We start from the raw sequence: 15,279 nt of genomic DNA, 5'->3' as shown, positions 1-15,279 counted from the left end.
CCACCCGGACCGGGGGCATGCGAGCGTCCGTGGTCGGCGGAGTGCGGCCGCGGCGGCCACCCGCGGTGCCGGCCGGTGTTCGAGGTGTGGGCGCCGTCGATCCGGGCAGCCGCCCGGCATGCTGTTGATCAGAGCGCCGGGAGTCTACGCGCCTCAGGGCGACACCGAGCTTCTGCTCGCCTGCCTGCGCCGCGAGGTGCTGGACGCCGCCAGCCGGGTGCTGGACCTCGGCACCGGGACCGGTGCGGTCGCCCTCGCCGCAGCCGGGACGGGCGCGCGGGTCACCGCCGTGGACCTGTCGGCCCTGGCGGTGGCGACCGCCTGGGTGAACGCGAGGCTGAACCGCCGCAGGGTGCGGCTGTGCCGCGGCGATCTGGGGGCCCCGGTCGCCGGCCGGCGCTTCGACCTGATCACCGCCAACCCGCCGTACGTCCCCACCGGCGACGACGTGGCGCGGCCCGGCCGCGGGCCCGCTCTGGCCTGGGACGCCGGTGCGGACGGGCGGCTGCTGCTGGACCGGATCTGCCGGGAGGCGCCGCGGCTGCTGGCCAGGGGCGGGAGACTGCTGCTGGTGCAGTCCTCACTCGCCGGTGTCCCGGCGACGCTGGCCGCGCTGCGGTCGGCGGGACTGCGGGTGGCCGTGGTGGCCCGGCGCTGGCAGGCCTTCGGGCCGGTCATGACGGCGCGCGCCGCACTGTTCGAGCGGCGGGGGCTGATCCGGCCCGGCGAACGCGAGGAGGAGTTGGTGGTGGTGCGCGGTGTCCGGGAGCACTGACAGGGCCGCGACCCGGGTGGTCATCGTGCCGGGCGGGCCGCTGCTGGTCGAGGGTCCGGTGGAGGTGGTCCTGCCGGACGGGACTGTGCGCCGCTGCGACCGCCCGGTGGTGGCGCTGTGCGCATGCCGGCGCAGCCGTCGCTATCCGTTCTGCGACACCAGTCACCGGCGCCGCGCGCGGCCGGAGCGGGCTTCAGATCCGGCCGTCGGGCAGCGGTGAGCGCAGCGAGCTTCGGCCGGTCCGCCACCGGCCGAGCAGGTGGTCGGCGAACCGGCTGTCGACGACCTCGGCGGCCGCGATGCCGAACGCGATGTCGGCCTCCAACTCGGGTTCAGCAGTGATCAGTTCTTCGATCACACCGCGTCGGACCAGTTGCTCGTGGACTGCGTCGGCTTCGATGTGCTCGCGGTAGAACAGCGTGCCGTCCGGTCCTGCGCCGAGGCGCTGCAGGGCTGCGGCCAGGCGGGCGGAGCCGGGCGAGGAGGTGATCTCGACGGTGGCGAAGTGTCCGACGGCGGCGCCGCGCAGCGCACGGTGCAGGCCGAACAGTGTCATCAGGTTGACCACCGCGAGCGCGGGCGCGGGGACGAGGTCGAGGTAGTGCCGGTATTCCGGATCGAGGCCGAAGTCGGCCATCATCCGTGCGAACAGCAGGCAGTGGGCGCGGTCGGGCCGGCCGGCGCCGTACTCGTCGTAGGCCACCGTCATCAGCACCGCCTGGGCGGGACCGTGGAGCCGTGGCAGCATCCACAGCTGCGGGTCGGCTTCCTTGAGGTGGTAGACCGAACGGTGCACCAGGTACTCACGGGCGTGCCATCGTGCGCCCTCGGCCAGCAGGTAGTGCGACGGGCCGGCGCCGTCCAGGGGCTCCGCCAGGAGCCGTTCCAGGGCCTGGCGCAGCGGCCGGACAGGCTCCGCCTCGGCGCGCACCGCGGCGAGGAACGGCCGTTCCAGCTCTCGCCTGTAGGAGAGCAGTTCGGGTTCCCACTCCCAGCCCGGGTGGACTCCGGGCAGCCCACGGTCGTGGAGCTCGTAGCAGAGGTGGAGGGCGAGCTGGTGGTCCTCGCCCCAGGGATCGGTGGCGGGCTCGGGCGGTGCCAGGAACCGGGCCGCACCGGGCGGCCCGGCGGTCAGCAGGCCCAGCACCGCCTCGGACAGCGGCCCGCGCGGCTCCGGGAGCCCGCTCACCGCCCGCTCCCGCGGCCCTCGGTGCAGGCGCACCACACCGCGACGGCGGTGCCCAGGTCGGATTCGGAGGCCGAGCCGAACCTGCGCAGCAGGGCTGCCGGCCCATGGTCACGGCGCGGTTCGCTCCCGATCCCGGGCTGTGCCGCCTGTTCCCTCCGCTCCATCGTGCCCGCCTCCACGCGATCGTCGTCCCTGGCGCTGAGCGGCTGCCCTGGTTCGGTCGTGTCTAACGTTCGGATTTCTCACGGGTGCGGGCCGTCGCGGGGCGGCGCCGGGGTGTCGGCCCGCGCACCACGGGCAGACGCGTCGGCGTGAACCCGATCGAACGAACCCTGCGCGCCCTCGACCGCTTCCAGCAGCGCCACCGCGTTCCCGGTCTGGTCGTCGGTGTCGTCAAGAAGTACGGCGACGACCGTGGAGGGCTGCTCGCCGCCCTCATCACGTACTACGGCTTCGTGGCGCTGATCCCGCTGCTGCTCCTGCTCAGCACCGCACTCGGGTTCGTCCTGCACGGCCACCCCGGTGCCCAGCAGTCGGTGCTCGACTCCGCGCTCGCCGACTTCCCCATCATCGGCGACCAGCTGCGTCAGAACGTGCACTCCCTCCAGGGCAGCGGCCTTGCCCTGGTCATCGGCGTCCTCGGGCTGCTGTACGGGGCACTCGGCATCGCGCAGGTGCTCCAGCACGCCATGGCCGAGATCTGGAACGTCCCGGGAGTGCGGCGGCCCGGCTACTGGCCGCGGCTGGTGCGCAGCCTGTTGCTCTTCGCCGTCCTCACTGCCGGGCTGCTGCTCACCACGGCCGCCGCCTCACTGGTCGGCACCGCCTTGGGCGGGCCGCTCGCCCGCGTCGGGGGGCTGCTGATCTCGGCGCTGCTGAATGCCACGGTGTGCCTGGCCTGCTTCCGGGTGCTCACGCCCAAGGAGGTTCCCGTCAGGGCGCTGTGGCCGGGGTGCGCGCTGGCCGGCCCGCTGTTCACCCTCCTCCAGGCGTTCGGCGCCCTGCTGGTCACCCACGAACTGCGCCACGCCGGCCAGGTCTACGGCTTCTTCGCCACGGTGATCGGCCTGCTCTCCTGGCTCTACCTGGCCGCCCAGATCACCGTCTACGCGGCCGAGACGAACGTCGTGCTCGCCCGTCGGCTGTGGCCGCGCAGCATCCTGCAGCCCCCGCTCACCGACGCCGACGAGGACGTGCTGTCGTCCGTCGCCAGGCAGGAGGAACGCCGCCCCGAACAGCACGTCGACGTCTCCTTCCACGACGAGGACGGAGGTGAAGGCGTGGGCGGGGCGGAGGGCGACGACGACCGGCCCTCCGGCCCCGGGACGTGATGGACGGACGGGGACATCACGCTGCGCCGTGCGCGAGGACGAGGGCCCGGTGTGGTCGCGGGAGAAGAGGGTACGCGCGGGGCGACCCGCGTACGGCGAGCGTAGGAGGCCCGTCATGGCCGATCCGGTGAAGTCGACCGACCGGCGGGGAGACTCGAACGGCCGCACCGCTGAGCGGCCGTCGAACGGGCCCGGACGTGGGGCACCGGCCGAGAACGACTTCGACGACTTCGCCGCCCTGCTGGACTACCCCGTGTACGTGGTGACCGCCGCCGGGCGCGAGCCGGCCGGCTGCCTGGTCGGGTTCGCCGGACAGTGCTCGATCCGTCCCGCGCGGTTCGTGGTGTGGGCGTCGAAGGCGAACCACACCCATGCCGTCGCCCTGGCGGTGGAGGTTCTCGCCGTCCACCTGCTTCCGCCCGACCACCGGCTGGCAGAGCCGTTCGGGGGCCGGACCGGCGACGACACCGACACGTTCGCCCGGGTCGCGTGGTACCAGGGCCCGCACGGCGCGCCGGTCCTCGCCGAGGCACCGGCCTGGTTCGTCGGCCGGATCCTGGACCGTGCCGGCTGGGGGGACCACACCGGGCTGCTGCTCGCCCCGGTCGTGGTCCACACCCCGCCGGGGGCGGCCCCGGTGTTGTCTTCCCGGGACGTGGCAGACATCGAGCCGGGCCATCCGGCCTGATCGGTCCTACGGGCCACGGCGTTCCCGACCAGCGCGCCGCCGTAGACGGTGGAGCCGACGCCGATCAGCCAGGACCGGACGGCCGGCACCCGTCCCGACGGTGCTGTAGGAGACGGCGTTGGACACCAGCAGCGGCGCGAGGACCACCCGGGAGAACAGGCGGGGGCCGGCCGGCGCCGTCATCGTCGCCGCACCTCCCGGCAGGTCCCGCGGCCGGCGAACAGCAGCCGCGCCCGCGGCTCGTCGGGGGACGGACGCATGGAGGACAGCCGTGAGCCGGTCGTGCGGTCGCGCCTTCCTCGTCCGCTGCGGGGGTGCCGGTGGTCGTCGTGCAGTCAGAGTCTGTGGGCTTCGCGGCCCCTGGTGGCCGAACAGGTGGCGGATCCGACCGCCCCGGGCGGGCTCATCCGGTGTGCCGACGGCCCGGCCACCCTGCTCGGCGGCACGTTCCCCCGCGGGCACGGTCGCCTCGTCACGGGTGGGCGGAAGGGGCTGGGCGGGCGCTGGGCGGGTTTCCCCGTGCGCGCCCGGCCGGACGGGGCGCCGGGTTCGCCGGGTCATCAGGGCCAGGCCCAGGCAGAAGACCAGGGCGAGGGACACACCGGACAGGAAGATGCCCAGGCTGTCGAGCGTCGCCAGGTCGTTGCCCAGCACGGTCACCTGGTAATCGGGCCCGCCGGAGAGGTTGTCCGCGATCAGCGTCCGGCGAAGGCACCGGACGCCGTCATCAACAGGAGTCCAAGCAACAGCAACATGGCGATTCCTTTCCGTCCCGGTCCCGGTCCCGGTCGCCCCCACCGGCCCGCGCCTACCCGGGCGGGCCCGCTCACCACGGCACCGGGGGGCTGTCGCGTGGCTACCGCGGTCAACGCCGGGCGCAGCCCGCGCCGCCTGTGCGGTCCGTGCGCGAGCGCCTGGCGGCAGCTCGCGGCACGATGAAATGACCGCACCGTCTTCGACCCGCTGCGCCCGCGCGCTCGACGATCCCGGTGTCCGGCCCTTGATCCGGGAGGAAGCGTGATGTCCGCCCAACCGTTGGCCGAGCCCCTGCACATCTACCTGAACGACCACCTGACCGGCGCCTTCGGGGGCGCTGCGCTGGCTGACCGCATGGCCCGTACTCACCCCGGCAGCCCCCGCGCGCATGACCTGCGGCGGCTGGCCCGCGACATCGAGCACGACCGTGACGCTCTGGTGAGGATCATGACCCGGCTCGGCGTGCCCGTGCGGCGCTACCGGACCTGGCTCGGCCTCGCCGGTGAGCGTCTCGGCCGCCTCAAGCCCAACGGGACCGTCGTACGCCGGGCGCCGCTCAGCGACCTGATCGAGTTGGAGACGCTGCGCACCGGCGTCGAGGGCAAAGCCGCGCTGTGGCGGGCGCTACGTGCGATCGCTGACACCGATGAGCGCCTGGACCGGGTGGAGCTGGACCGCCTTGCCGAACGGGCAGCCGAACAGTCGCGCACGTTGAACGGCTGGCATCAGGTGGTCAGCGCCGCCGTGCTTGCGCACCGCCCCGGCTCCGGGCCGGGTGCCGGCTCGGGCACGGTCTTGTGAGCGGCTCGGTATTCGTGGATGAGGCAGGCCTGGCCGGGTGGTACGTGAGCTCATGCGGCGTTCCAGGCGGCCGGGAGCACGGTGGCGGTGGCGGGATCCCTCACCTGTGGCCTGCTGGCACCGGCATTATTCATCGCCCTCGCCGATCAGCACGGCACCCGGGTCATCTCACCGCGCCTGGAAGGCGACCGGCAGACCATCCAGCAGGAGTGGGTGGCCGAAGCCCTGAGCCTTCTCGGACACCTATCACCCTCCCTCGCCCTGACCCCGCGAGGAACTGGAGCCGGGCGGGGTCAGTGGTGGTGGTCGAGGGGCGCGGTACTCGGCTTCGGTAGCGGCTTCGCCGGTGTTGAGGTCGCGGCCGTAGGTCTCGCAGGCGTCCGGGTGGGCCCAGAAGCGGCCGTCGGCGTACAGCCGCTGGGTGCCAAAGGGCAGGACGGGCGTGGCCGGCCACTGGGTGCCGCCGTGTTCGCGCAGCAGTTGGTAGCTGAGGCCGGTGTAGTCGCACGGGCGGCCGGCGCTGCACAGCTGCCAGGCGGCGAACGCGGACGGGGCGTCGTGCCAGGTGATCGGCGGGCGGCCGGTGCGGTCGCGCAGGTCCATGCGGCGGGCGAAGTCGAGGAAGATGTCGAGGTCGGCCCTGGCCTGGCCGGGCGGGTCGACGGCCTGTTCGGAGAGGTGGACGGTGCGGTCGGCGTTGGTGAAGGTGCCCGTCTTCTCGCCCCAGGTCGCGGCCGGCAGCACGACGTCGGCGAGCGCGGTGGTCTCGGTGGGGAAGATGTCCTGCACCACGGTGAACAGGCCGGGCCGGGCGAGGATTTCGCGGATCCGGGTGAGGTCGGGCAGGGAGACGGCCGGGTTGGTGGCGCTGATCCACAGGAACTTCAGGGCGCCGGTTTCGGCGAGGCGCCATGCGACGCCTCACCGACCCCGGCACCCACGACGCCCAGGCCGCCGCCCTGCTGCGCCACCCCGACCTCCTCGAACCCGTCGCCGCCCTGCACCGGGGCCAGCTCGTGGAACGGCTGACCGTCGAGGGCGCCCCACTGGCCTGATACCGCCGGCCGGGTGAGCCGACCACTTGGGCCCGCGATGCACACAGCGGCGGGGGCCTGGGCGGCCAGACTCGGCAGGCGCGGCCGGCAGCGCCGAGCCACGCCAGTGCCACGCGTCTACCGACGAGGCGGACCGCGGTGGTGATGAGCGACCAGGACACCCCGCAGAACCCGGCCGAGCGGTTCCCGGGCCGCCGCTGCCCGACCGAGAAGAGCCAGTCCCATCCCGGCAGCGGCGAGCGGATGCGGCCCCAGCCGGACCAGCGCTGCAGGAAGCGTCATCGCGAGGGCCCGTAACCACCGCCGGTGTCGCCATGCTCGCGCGTTGCTGCCTGGCGGGCGGCTGTGCGCCGCAGCACGACCTGGGGCAGGACGAGCCAGGTGGCGGTGAACCAGAGCAGGCAGGCGGCGTTGAGGCCCCAGGCGGCGGCCGGGTTGCCGGTGGCGGTGCGCAGCAGGAGCAGCAGGGCGGCGGCGATGGTCAGGGCCAGGGTGGTGAGTCCGGTGGCGATGAGGCGGCTGGCGACGTGGATGAGTTCGGGTTTCATGCCGTGGCCGGTGAGGAAGCGGTGGAAGGCCACGGGTGCGATCAGGGCGCCGGTGGCGACGGCGCCGAGGACGACGGTGGCGACGTAGAGGTTCTTGTCGAAGTCGGGCAGGGTGGCGAAGCGTGGGGTGAAGGCCACGCCGATGAGGAAGCCGAAGAGGATCTGTGCGCCGGTCTGGCACACGCGGACTTCCTGGAGCATCTCGTTCCAGAGCCGGTCGGCGCGTTGCTGGGGCGTCTCGTCCCGGCCCGGTGCACCGTCATTCTTCGTCAACGGGTCCTCCCCCGCCTGCGGGCGGTGCTTTCAGCGGCCCGTCTGGGCCCCGGAGCGGTGCCGCTGGCACTCTCCACGCCGCCGGTGTGGGTTCGCCGCACGGACCGTCGCCTCGTGCGGCGCGGTGGGGCAATGGTCGTCCGTGACCGGTCAGGGGCGGTCCTTATGGTGGCCGCACAACCAGGCCAGCGCCTGGTAGGCGCCCAAGGCGTACGCGGCGTCCGTGCGTTCGTCCAGCGCGTCGCGCAGGCGGACCGCGGCGGCCTGGCACTCGGCCAGTAGCTGCGCGCGGCACGGCCCCGTGGCCCCGAGCGCGGCGGCGGCGGTGACCGGTGCCGCGACCTGGGCACCGGCGGCCCACCGGTAGGCCCCCAGAACCCCGTAATCGAACCCCGTCCAGGGCTGCGGACGCCGGTTGGCGGTGTCGATCGCGTCGAACACCTCGTCCAGTGGGCGCACCCCCACGGCCGGGATCGTCGTCTCGTCACTGGTCATGCCCGCAACCTACGACGACTCACCGCCACCCGCCGCCCGGCGGGACACCGGACAGTACTCCGGCAAGGGCCCGCCTGCCGGATGCCGGGCGTTCGGGTGAACCGCCCCGGCCGCAGGTGGCCCGCCTACCGGGCCGGGTTCAGAACGCCGCGCGCAGCGCCGGCAGCAGGGTGGCCTGGGCCCAGTCGAGGAAGGCGGGCTGGCTGTCGCCGCCGACCTGGACGAGGGCGATCTCGCCGAATCCTGCGTCGGTGAACGGCCGTACCGCCTCGACGAAGTCCTCGACCCGGTCGCCGCACGGGATGGCCTCGGCGACGTCGTCGGGGCGGACGAGGCGGCTCGCTGCGGCGAAGCCGGCTGGGCCGGGCAGTTCGGCGTTGACCCTCCAGCCGCCGCCGAACCAGCGGAACTGCTCGTGGGCCCGTCGTACGGCGGCGCCGCGGTCGGGGTCCCAGCACACCGGCAGCTGGCCCACCGCCGGTTTCCCGGCGCCGCCGTGCTCCGCGAACCCGGCGATGAGTTCCCGGTCGGGCTCCACGGCGATCACCAGGTCGGCCAGCCGGCCCGCCAGTGCGCAGGAGCCCGGCCCGGACACCGCCACGCCGATCGGGGGCGGCCGGTCGGGCAGGTCCCAGAGCCGGGCTCCCTCGACATCGAAGTACCGGCCTCGTGTGCTCACGTACCCGCCCTCGAACAGCGCTCGGATGATCTGCACCGCCTCGTCGAGCATCGCCTGGCGCACCGGCACCGCGGGCCAGCCCCGGCCGACCACGTGCTCGTTGAGGTTCTCGCCGCTGCCCAGGCCGAGCCGGAAGCGGCCCTGGGACAGCAACTGCAGCGTGGCGGCCTTCTGCGCGATCACGACGGGGTGGTAGCGGAACGTGGGGCAGGTCACGTAGGTCATCAGCGGGATCCGAGAGGTCGCCTGCGCGGCGGCGCCGAGCACCGCCCACGCATAGGGCGCATGGCCCTGCTCGTCCAACCAGGGGAAGTAGTGGTCCGAGATCACCGAGAAGTCGAAGCCCGCCCGCTCGGCACGGACGACGTCCGCGACCAGATCACTCGGGCCACGCTGCTCGGTCATCATCGTGTATCCGATTCTCACCATGACCCGCGCCTGCCCCGATTACCGCACCCCTCACACCGACGGCCCCGCCGGCGCGTCGCCGCCCGCGTGGGCGGCCGAACCGCCGCCTCCTCCTCCGCCGGCTACTCTGCGGCACAAGCGCTGACCGGCAACGGGCGGTGTTCGCCCACCGCCGCTCACTCACCGACGTCGACGGTCTGGCCCGCCTCACCGTCGGCCCCGGCATCGTGGGGGCTCAGCCGTGCCCCGGCACGTCCTCCTGCCGCCCCACTCTGACCGACGGTATTCGCGCCGCCACGGCACGCCGCAGCGCACCCGCAGGCCCCCCGGTGAATTGCTCGGGTCAGCAGTCTGCGGGCAACGCGATACGGCACACTTGCCCGGCCTCCAGCTCGACGACGACGGCCAGCACCGGATGCAGCCAGCGCACCACCGACCGCGCCCCCGGATGTGGCTCCCGAAGCCGACCGGCGACCGGCGCCTGTAGCTCTGCCCGTTCCTGCTCGGAAAGCTCCCCGGTCACCAGGCACCGACCGTCGACGAGCACCACCAGCAACCGCTCCCACGCGCCCGGTTCGCCGACAGCCCCGATCACCCGGCCCCTCACCGCGCCCCGCCCGGACGCCGCTCCAGCGCGGACGGCACGATCATCAGCAAACTCCCTCCGTATACGAGGTCAATCATCCGAGCATGCCACCGCACACCCACGGGATGCGATCCGTGTGCCGGTCGAGTGCTCTCGGCGCGGACCAGCGGCGGCCCGACAGCCCTCTGCCCGACGTCCTCGTCGAAGCGGAGCTCCGCTTCGACGGGGCCCTTCCGTACGCGGCATGCCTGGCGTTCCCGCTGACCCCGTGCGGCTGCACCGGCTCCGACGCCAAGGTGTGCTGGTACTTCAGCCGGGATCTGCTGAACGAGGGGCGCCACTCCCCCGCAGGCGACGGACACCAGGCGCCGACGAGGACACGCCGCCGCAGTATCCGCCGTCGGCCCACACCAGACTGATCGTGCGGAAGCCGGAGGCGAGCCGGGCCAGGACGGATAACACGGGCCGCTGACGGCCTCGGAGTTGTCACACTGGCACACACCACGTGATCATTCCGGGGCCGTCACCATGCCCGGACGGCAGACCCCGACCGCCACGCATCACGCGTGATTCAGCCAACCGACAGGCTCTCAGTCACCCGTCGCGAGCACCTCCCGCAGCGCCTTCGCCTGCTTCACCACCTGATTCGCCCCGCCACGCCCGGCGGCCTCCGAGACCTTCGCGATCGCGCCCCGCGCTCCGCTGCGCTGCGCGCAGTCCACTGCCACCCCCAGCAACTCGCCGAGCCCCCGCGCCGACGTACGCGAGAGCAGGCCGGGCAACGCCCCCGCCAATACCGACCACACCGTCCCGTACGCCCCGGTGTCGGCTGCCGTACGGAAGGACTTGGCGAGCCGGGCGGGCTCGGCCAACCCGCATGACGCCATGTCGGCCAGCATTCCCCCGAGCAGCGCGCCGTCCAGATCGCCCCGGGCCGCGAGCACCAGCAGGCCGTCCACGGCGGCCAGCCGGTCCTCGGGAAGCCGGGCACCCAGCCCGTACCCAACCGCGAGATGCACGGCCGGCCCGGCGGGTCCGGCCGCCTCGGCGAGGTGTGGCAGCAACCGCGTGCACCCCTTGACCTCCGGGTTGGCGACGCCACCGGACCAGGTCAGCATCTTCGCGGCCAGCAGCTCCCGGTGGTTGGGGAACACCGAGAGCCAGTGGGCCGACTCGGGCGAGCGGCTCACGTACGTCCGAGCAGCAGGGGCCTGCGGCTGAAGCAGCCACCGGCAGTCGGCCGCGAGAGGCTCGTCGGGAACAGCCAGGGACTGTTCGACGTGCTGCGACACGGCATCCAGCCGCCGGATCACCTCCCACGGCGCGAGTCCGGGCTCCGCTGCCGTCCCGAGATAGCCGGGCCCGGACAGTCGGGTCGGCAGGCCACCGGCCTTGAGCCAGCGTGCCGTCCGCTGCCCGGCAGTGGAGGTGAGGTGCTCGGCGGCGGCCAGGACGTCGGGGTCGTCGGTCGGCACGACACGGAGCAGCGCCTGCGAGAGATCGGCATCCCCGTCCTTGGCGTCCACCGCCTCGTACCCGGCCAGCCGCTCCACCAGGACGGCCGCGTCCAGCGCGCCCGTGCCCGAGGTCGGCGTGGCCAGCAGATACGGGGTCCGGCGGGCGATGATCAGCCGAGCCGCCTCCTCCAGGCGGCCCGCGAGCTGGTGGCCGAACGGCGAGGTGTGGTCGCGACTGCGCAGGGCACCGGTCGGCGCGTACCCGGAGGTCGCCGCCCTGGCGACGTAGAGGAGGTCGCGGGCGGTGCAGTCCTCCCAGTCGCGTCGGGCGTGGTTGTGGCCCGCGAGTACCGGCAGCAGCGCCTCAGTGAGCGCCGGCCGGCTCAGGTGGGCCTGCCGTACCAGCCCGTCCAGGGCCCGTTCGAAGGCGACCACGTCCGGGTCGCCCAGGAGGATCGCGCTGAGCTCCTCGGCCACTTCGGCCGGGCTGCCCAGCGGTCCGGGGACCGGCGCGGGTTGCGGTACGGGCGGCAGCAGTTCCTCGTACGTGCCACTGGGCGACTGGGCTCCGAGCAGCTCACCGGCCGACGCCGTGTGTGCCGGGTGGAGCGCTTCGGCGGCCTCCCGCAGCCGTGGCAGCACCCCTTCGCCCGCCGCCGCCAGATGGCGGGCGATCAGCTTGAGCGTGTGCTCCTGCACCTCCGGATCGGGGTGCCCGAAGGCCTCCGAGGCCGCCAACACCACCTGTCCGGCCAACGCCGGGTCACGGCCGGCGGCCTTGTCCAGCCGGACCAACTGGGTGCGGACTAGTTTCTTCTCGGTCCGGAACAGCACCGTCCCGGACGCTTCGACGAGCAGGTCGGCCGCCAGCAGCCCGGCGTCGTCCAGCTCGCCGAGCACCTGTTGGGCATGGACCGCGACGGTGGACACGGCGTCGAGCAGCGCGAGATAGCTCCTGACGCGGGCCGCGTTCTCGTCCGTGGACGGCGCGAGTGCCTGAAGCACCTTCAGGAAGACCCGCTGATCGCCCACCCTGCCTCCACGCACCAGGCGGGCCAGGCAGCCGTCGAGCATCTCGGCGCGATCCAGGACGCCCTGCTCGGTCAGCCGCGCCAGGCAGACCGGCCACCCGCCGCCGGGCTCGGTCACGTACCAGGAGCGGTCGAGGCTGGTCCCGATGTCGGCGATCTCGAACAGCCGAGGCACCAGCAGCGGGACGAAGGAGTCACCGGACAGCCGGTCCCACAGGTTGTCACCGGGCATCCTGCCGGTCAGGTGGGCGGGTAGGTCGCAGTGCTTGGCCGACCGCTCGTGCACCCAGCTCAGGACGAACTGGTCCGAGGTCGGCACCGGACACCCGGTCGTGCGCACAAGGTGCTCCAGCAGCCGGTACTCCCCCCACCAGCGCCCGGGCCGCCGCTCGGCGAGCCGGGCGACGACGTCGTGCTGCCACTCCAGCGGCTGGCTCTCAATGACGGCCAGCAGGGCGGGGTGGCGCGAGACCTCGCTCCAGCCCAGGCCGGGGCCGCCGATCCAGTCCGCCGCACCCGAGGACGAGGTGTGGCACCCCAGCCCGGCGATCAGCACCGGCTTGCCATCGGGCGCTGGCCACTCGGCGTCGCGGATCTCCTTGCGGATCACCTTCAACTCCGGCAGGAAAGCGTGCCGCTGACCTGGCGTCAGCCCGACCAGCTCCCGGACGATCCCGTCGATGTCCTCCGCCCGTACCAGCTCGATCAGGTTCATCGCGCCCCCTCCCGGTTCCCGTCCGCGTTCTCGTCCCGCGCCAGGCCCACGGCCAGCGCATGCTTGCACGGCCCGCGCCCGCCCCGGTACTTGGCCCACCACAGGCAGGTGCAGCTCAGCTTCCCGTCCGCTGCCCGCCGCACCCGCTGGACGTGGTCGTCCACCGTCACCAGCGCGCCGCCACCCTCCTCCAGGGCCACCGCACCGGCCGCGACCAGGGCGTGCGCTGCCTTCAGGCGCGGGTTCTGCGCCTCGGCGCGGCCGGAGTCGTACGGCAGCTGCCGGTGGAAGTACGCGGCTTCGGCCGTGTCGTAGCCGATCTGCCCGGACGTGCCGAGCCGGGTGAGCGCCGCGCGGACCCGCTCGACGCTCAGCCCGGCCTGCTCGGCGAGTTCGGCCGGGTCGACCGGGGGCTCCCAGGCGAGCAGCACCGACACCAGCTCGGCGTCTGCCGCCGCGTCCGCTCCCGCGAGCGCGTCCAGCACGCCGCCCTCGCCCGAGAAGCCGCGCGAGGCGTCCGGCGACAGAGTGAGCGTCAGCCGCATGCCGGGCAGCACCACCTCCCAGGCGGCGGCCATGGCCGACGGACCGCCAGGTGGCCCGTACACCCGCAGGGCGAGCGCGTGCCGCAGCACCCGCTGTAACGCCACCAGCCGCTCGGGGCCGGGCAGGCGGACCGCGCCGGGGACGGGCCTGCTGGTCGGTCGCAGCGTACGGCCTGCGGGCACCACCCACTGTTGCACGGAGCGGCCGTTGCCGCGCGGGAGCGAGCGCAGGAAGCGGACGGCTTCGGCCGCCGGTACCTCGGCGCGCAGGTCGAAGCCGGTGGCGAGCACCTGAGTCTCGGCGAAGCCGCGCAGCCAGCGGTCCGGCAGCGGGACCTTCTTCTCCACCAGCGGGCCGTCGAAGGTGGTCACCTCCAGCGCGTCCGGGCCGACCGCCAGGTGCAGCGGGTCGGCGGCGCCGATCCGGCCGAGGGCCTCGCGGAGTGGGTTGTTGACGTCGACGTTGGTGGTGCCGTGGCCGATCTCATCGCCGTCCAGCCCCTCGGCGAGCACGTCGAGGCGGGCGTAGACGCCGCAGCAGCCGGAGAAGGACTCGAAGCGCAGCCGGTCGCCGTTGGCCGTCACCACCGGATCGAGCGAGGCCCGCAGTTGCGGCTGGTAGTACCGGGCGGCGGCCACGTCGGCGACCGCGAGCAGTGCTGCGGCGGCGGGCGCGGGTGCGGTGAGGAACCCGCGGAAGAGCTGCGGGTTGGCCACCAGGCCGGCGGGTATGGCGCTGCCCGAGGTCTCCAGGGCGAGGCTGCGCCCGGCGCTGCTCTCATGCACGGCGGAGGAGCGGAGATAGGCGTACGTCTGTACGGCTTGCGTCATAGCCAGGACGATAGGACGTGATACCGACAGATCCGATTTCTGTAACCTGTTCCTCCGCTCTCCGTAATCCAGATCACACGACGCCCGCCCGCCTTCTGCCAGCATGGGCAGGTGACCGAACCATCAGACCGGACTCTTCCGGCCGAGGGCGGCGATGCGCACCTTCGGAGGTCAGGTCACCGCGCAGGCCCTCACCACAGCCGGAGCGGACGACAGGGCGGAAGAGACACGTGATCGTTGACACGATGGGCCTGCTGCTGGTCGTCGCCGTCACCTCCGCGTCCGTGCAGGACCGGGCCGGAGGCCGAATCGTCCTGGCCCGGCTCGCCTCCGGCTTCCGCACGATCAGTCTGGTGTGGGCCGACGGCGGATACGCCAACTCCGTTGATTCCACGCTGCTTTCATGGGCTCACGACGCGTTGGACATCGTCGTGGAGATCGTGAAGCGGACCGACGACGTCAAGGGCTTCAAGGTCCTGCCCCGCCGCTGGGTGGTGGAGCGAAGTTTCGGCCGGCCGGCCCGAAACCGTCGGCTGGCCCGCGACTACGAACGGCTGACCGCGACCTCCGAGGCCCTGATCAAGGTGGCGATGATCCGCCTGATGCTCGTCCGGCTCGCCGGGCAACCATCGCGGTGGAGCCATGAATCCCGCCGCAAGACCGCCCAAGCCAACACCGTCGAGGACCTCATCGCAGCGTAATCAACCGGCCACCCGACAGGCTCTCAGTGCTGTGGATCCCCCGGGCGCACGCGCAGATGCTGCACGCTGCAGGTGAAGGCCAACTGCACGTGGGTAACCGACTGTTCCACCAGGGTGGGCCGGCGCCGGAGCAGGGCGTCGAGCCCGAGTCGGGCCTCCAGGCGGGTGAGCGGTGCGCCCAGGCAGAAGTGGGTTCCCAGGCCGAAGGAGAGGTGCGGGGTGTCCCGCACCGACACTGCTCGACCACGCCGAGCAGGTCGCGGACTACTTCGCCCTCTACTACGGACTGGACCAGTGACCACCATGCCCCCGGGAGCACCGAGGTGACGGCGGACAGCCCCGTGGCGGGACGAACGTCCCCACCACGACCTCCGCCAACCCCGGTCCTGACCAACGCCTCTTGCTCCGGCCTCCG

At 73.2% G+C, this 15,279-nt stretch carries 17 protein-coding genes and 1 pseudogene; 9 read left to right on the top strand and 9 right to left on the bottom strand.

Translation table 11 applies throughout. The features are described 5' to 3' along the window. Positions 1-118: 118 nt before the first annotated feature. Both ACZ6EM_RS27960 and ACZ6EM_RS27955 read left to right on the top strand, forming a co-directional pair. Positions 119-775, top strand: coding sequence for a HemK2/MTQ2 family protein methyltransferase (locus tag ACZ6EM_RS27960; RefSeq protein ID WP_401051788.1), 657 nt, complete (start codon positions 119-121; stop codon positions 773-775). Further along, positions 759-995, top strand: a complete 237-nt coding sequence (locus ACZ6EM_RS27955) for a CDGSH iron-sulfur domain-containing protein (RefSeq protein WP_401051786.1) — start codon at positions 759-761, stop codon at positions 993-995. The genes ACZ6EM_RS27960 and ACZ6EM_RS27955 overlap by 17 nt, the downstream gene beginning before the upstream one ends. Here ACZ6EM_RS27955 and ACZ6EM_RS27950 read toward each other — a convergent pair. Next, the gene (locus tag ACZ6EM_RS27950) at positions 969-1,964 is read right to left on the bottom strand and encodes an iron-containing redox enzyme family protein (RefSeq protein ID WP_401051784.1); all 996 of its coding nucleotides are present in this window, start codon (positions 1,962-1,964) and stop codon (positions 969-971) included. The two genes, ACZ6EM_RS27955 and ACZ6EM_RS27950, sit on opposite strands and share 27 nt — an antisense overlap. A 311-nt stretch (positions 1,965-2,275) precedes the next feature. On the opposite strand from ACZ6EM_RS27950, the gene ACZ6EM_RS27945 reads away from it, so the two are divergent. From ACZ6EM_RS27945 to ACZ6EM_RS27935, 3 genes are all read left to right on the top strand, one after another. Continuing rightward, positions 2,276-3,295 carry a YihY/virulence factor BrkB family protein gene (locus ACZ6EM_RS27945; protein ID WP_401051782.1) on the top strand — a complete coding sequence of 340 codons (1,020 nt, stop codon included), beginning with the start codon at positions 2,276-2,278 and terminating at the stop codon, positions 3,293-3,295. A gap of 115 nt (positions 3,296-3,410) precedes the next feature. Beyond that, positions 3,411-3,983, top strand: a complete 573-nt coding sequence (locus tag ACZ6EM_RS27940; protein ID WP_401051780.1) for a flavin reductase family protein — start codon at positions 3,411-3,413, stop codon at positions 3,981-3,983. Positions 3,984-5,003: 1,020 nt separating this feature from the next. Continuing rightward, a complete protein-coding gene (locus tag ACZ6EM_RS27935) occupies positions 5,004-5,540 on the top strand; it encodes a hypothetical protein (protein WP_401045481.1) in 537 nt (178 codons plus the stop codon). A gap of 303 nt (positions 5,541-5,843) precedes the next feature. Here ACZ6EM_RS27935 and ACZ6EM_RS27930 read toward each other — a convergent pair. Continuing rightward, a pseudogene (locus ACZ6EM_RS27930) lies at positions 5,844-6,452 on the bottom strand (molybdopterin-dependent oxidoreductase); the annotation flags it as partial. Between ACZ6EM_RS27930 and ACZ6EM_RS27925 the strand changes: the two are divergent. Both ACZ6EM_RS27925 and ACZ6EM_RS27920 read left to right on the top strand, forming a co-directional pair. Further along, the gene (locus tag ACZ6EM_RS27925) at positions 6,452-6,595 is read left to right on the top strand and encodes a hypothetical protein (RefSeq protein ID WP_401045503.1); all 144 of its coding nucleotides are present in this window, start codon (positions 6,452-6,454) and stop codon (positions 6,593-6,595) included. The pseudogene ACZ6EM_RS27930 and the gene ACZ6EM_RS27925 overlap by 1 nt on opposite strands. Before the next feature lie 144 nt (positions 6,596-6,739). Further along, entirely contained in the window at positions 6,740-6,892 is a 153-nt protein-coding gene (locus tag ACZ6EM_RS27920; protein WP_401045483.1) for a hypothetical protein, read from the top strand. On the opposite strand, the gene ACZ6EM_RS27915 is transcribed toward ACZ6EM_RS27920, so the two are convergent. From ACZ6EM_RS27915 to ACZ6EM_RS27900, 4 genes are all read right to left on the bottom strand, one after another. After that, positions 6,874-7,416 carry a DUF6328 family protein gene (locus ACZ6EM_RS27915; RefSeq protein ID WP_465773512.1) on the bottom strand — a complete coding sequence of 181 codons (543 nt, stop codon included), beginning with the start codon at positions 7,414-7,416 and terminating at the stop codon, positions 6,874-6,876. The genes ACZ6EM_RS27920 and ACZ6EM_RS27915 overlap by 19 nt on opposite strands. 150 nt (positions 7,417-7,566) lie before the next feature. Beyond that, entirely contained in the window at positions 7,567-7,911 is a 345-nt protein-coding gene (locus ACZ6EM_RS27910; RefSeq protein WP_452179733.1) for a hypothetical protein, read from the bottom strand. Between the two features lie 139 nt (positions 7,912-8,050). Continuing rightward, entirely contained in the window at positions 8,051-9,019 is a 969-nt protein-coding gene (locus ACZ6EM_RS27905; RefSeq protein ID WP_452179732.1) for an LLM class F420-dependent oxidoreductase, read from the bottom strand. A 322-nt stretch (positions 9,020-9,341) separates the two neighbouring features. Further along, positions 9,342-9,593: a hypothetical protein gene (locus tag ACZ6EM_RS27900; protein ID WP_465773511.1), complete on the bottom strand. Its 252-nt coding sequence runs from the start codon at positions 9,591-9,593 to the stop codon at positions 9,342-9,344. Between the two features lie 95 nt (positions 9,594-9,688). Here ACZ6EM_RS27900 and ACZ6EM_RS27895 point away from each other — a divergent pair, with 95 nt between their 5' ends. Then, positions 9,689-10,003, top strand: coding sequence for an SsgA family sporulation/cell division regulator (locus ACZ6EM_RS27895; RefSeq protein WP_465773510.1), 315 nt, complete (start codon positions 9,689-9,691; stop codon positions 10,001-10,003). A 171-nt stretch (positions 10,004-10,174) separates the two neighbouring features. Here ACZ6EM_RS27895 and ACZ6EM_RS27890 read toward each other — a convergent pair whose 3' ends face one another. Together ACZ6EM_RS27890 and ACZ6EM_RS27885 are read right to left on the bottom strand one after the other, a co-directional pair. Next, positions 10,175-12,787, bottom strand: a complete 2,613-nt coding sequence (locus ACZ6EM_RS27890; protein ID WP_465773509.1) for a DUF6493 family protein — start codon at positions 12,785-12,787, stop codon at positions 10,175-10,177. Continuing rightward, the gene (locus tag ACZ6EM_RS27885) at positions 12,784-14,163 is read right to left on the bottom strand and encodes an SWIM zinc finger family protein (RefSeq protein ID WP_465773508.1); all 1,380 of its coding nucleotides are present in this window, start codon (positions 14,161-14,163) and stop codon (positions 12,784-12,786) included. Before ACZ6EM_RS27885 ends, ACZ6EM_RS27890 begins: the two co-directional genes overlap by 4 nt. A gap of 17 nt (positions 14,164-14,180) precedes the next feature. Between ACZ6EM_RS27885 and ACZ6EM_RS27880 the strand changes: the two genes are divergently transcribed. Then, complete coding sequence (locus ACZ6EM_RS27880) at positions 14,181-14,864, top strand: transposase (protein ID WP_465773507.1); 684 nt, start codon at positions 14,181-14,183, stop codon at positions 14,862-14,864. A 23-nt stretch (positions 14,865-14,887) separates the two neighbouring features. Here the strand turns inward: ACZ6EM_RS27880 and ACZ6EM_RS27875 are convergent, their stop codons facing one another. Beyond that, positions 14,888-15,094, bottom strand: a complete 207-nt coding sequence (locus ACZ6EM_RS27875) for a hypothetical protein (protein ID WP_465773506.1) — start codon at positions 15,092-15,094, stop codon at positions 14,888-14,890. Positions 15,095-15,279: the final 185 nt, after the last annotated feature.

It is taken from the genome of Kitasatospora sp. NPDC041917, assembly GCF_055589745.1.
Note: the sequence above shows the minus strand (reverse complement) of the source record. Positions and strands in the feature narration are given on the sequence as shown.

Excerpts from the sequence above, each read along its gene's own strand:
- ACZ6EM_RS27960 (WP_401051788.1), top strand. The coding sequence starts at position 119 with ATGCTGTTGATCAGAGCGCCGGGAGTCTACGCGCCTCAGGGCGACACC.
- ACZ6EM_RS27940 (WP_401051780.1), top strand. The coding sequence starts at position 3,411 with ATGGCCGATCCGGTGAAGTCGACCGACCGGCGGGGAGACTCGAACGGC.
- ACZ6EM_RS27935 (WP_401045481.1), top strand. The coding sequence starts at position 5,004 with ATGTCCGCCCAACCGTTGGCCGAGCCCCTGCACATCTACCTGAACGAC.
- ACZ6EM_RS27925 (WP_401045503.1), top strand. The coding sequence starts at position 6,452 with ATGCGACGCCTCACCGACCCCGGCACCCACGACGCCCAGGCCGCCGCC.
- ACZ6EM_RS27920 (WP_401045483.1), top strand. The coding sequence starts at position 6,740 with ATGAGCGACCAGGACACCCCGCAGAACCCGGCCGAGCGGTTCCCGGGC.
- ACZ6EM_RS27910 (WP_452179733.1), bottom strand. The coding sequence starts at position 7,911 with ATGACCAGTGACGAGACGACGATCCCGGCCGTGGGGGTGCGCCCACTG.
- ACZ6EM_RS27905 (WP_452179732.1), bottom strand. The coding sequence starts at position 9,019 with ATGGTGAGAATCGGATACACGATGATGACCGAGCAGCGTGGCCCGAGT.
- ACZ6EM_RS27895 (WP_465773510.1), top strand. The coding sequence starts at position 9,689 with ATGCCACCGCACACCCACGGGATGCGATCCGTGTGCCGGTCGAGTGCT.
- ACZ6EM_RS27890 (WP_465773509.1), bottom strand. The coding sequence starts at position 12,787 with ATGAACCTGATCGAGCTGGTACGGGCGGAGGACATCGACGGGATCGTC.
- ACZ6EM_RS27885 (WP_465773508.1), bottom strand. The coding sequence starts at position 14,163 with ATGACGCAAGCCGTACAGACGTACGCCTATCTCCGCTCCTCCGCCGTG.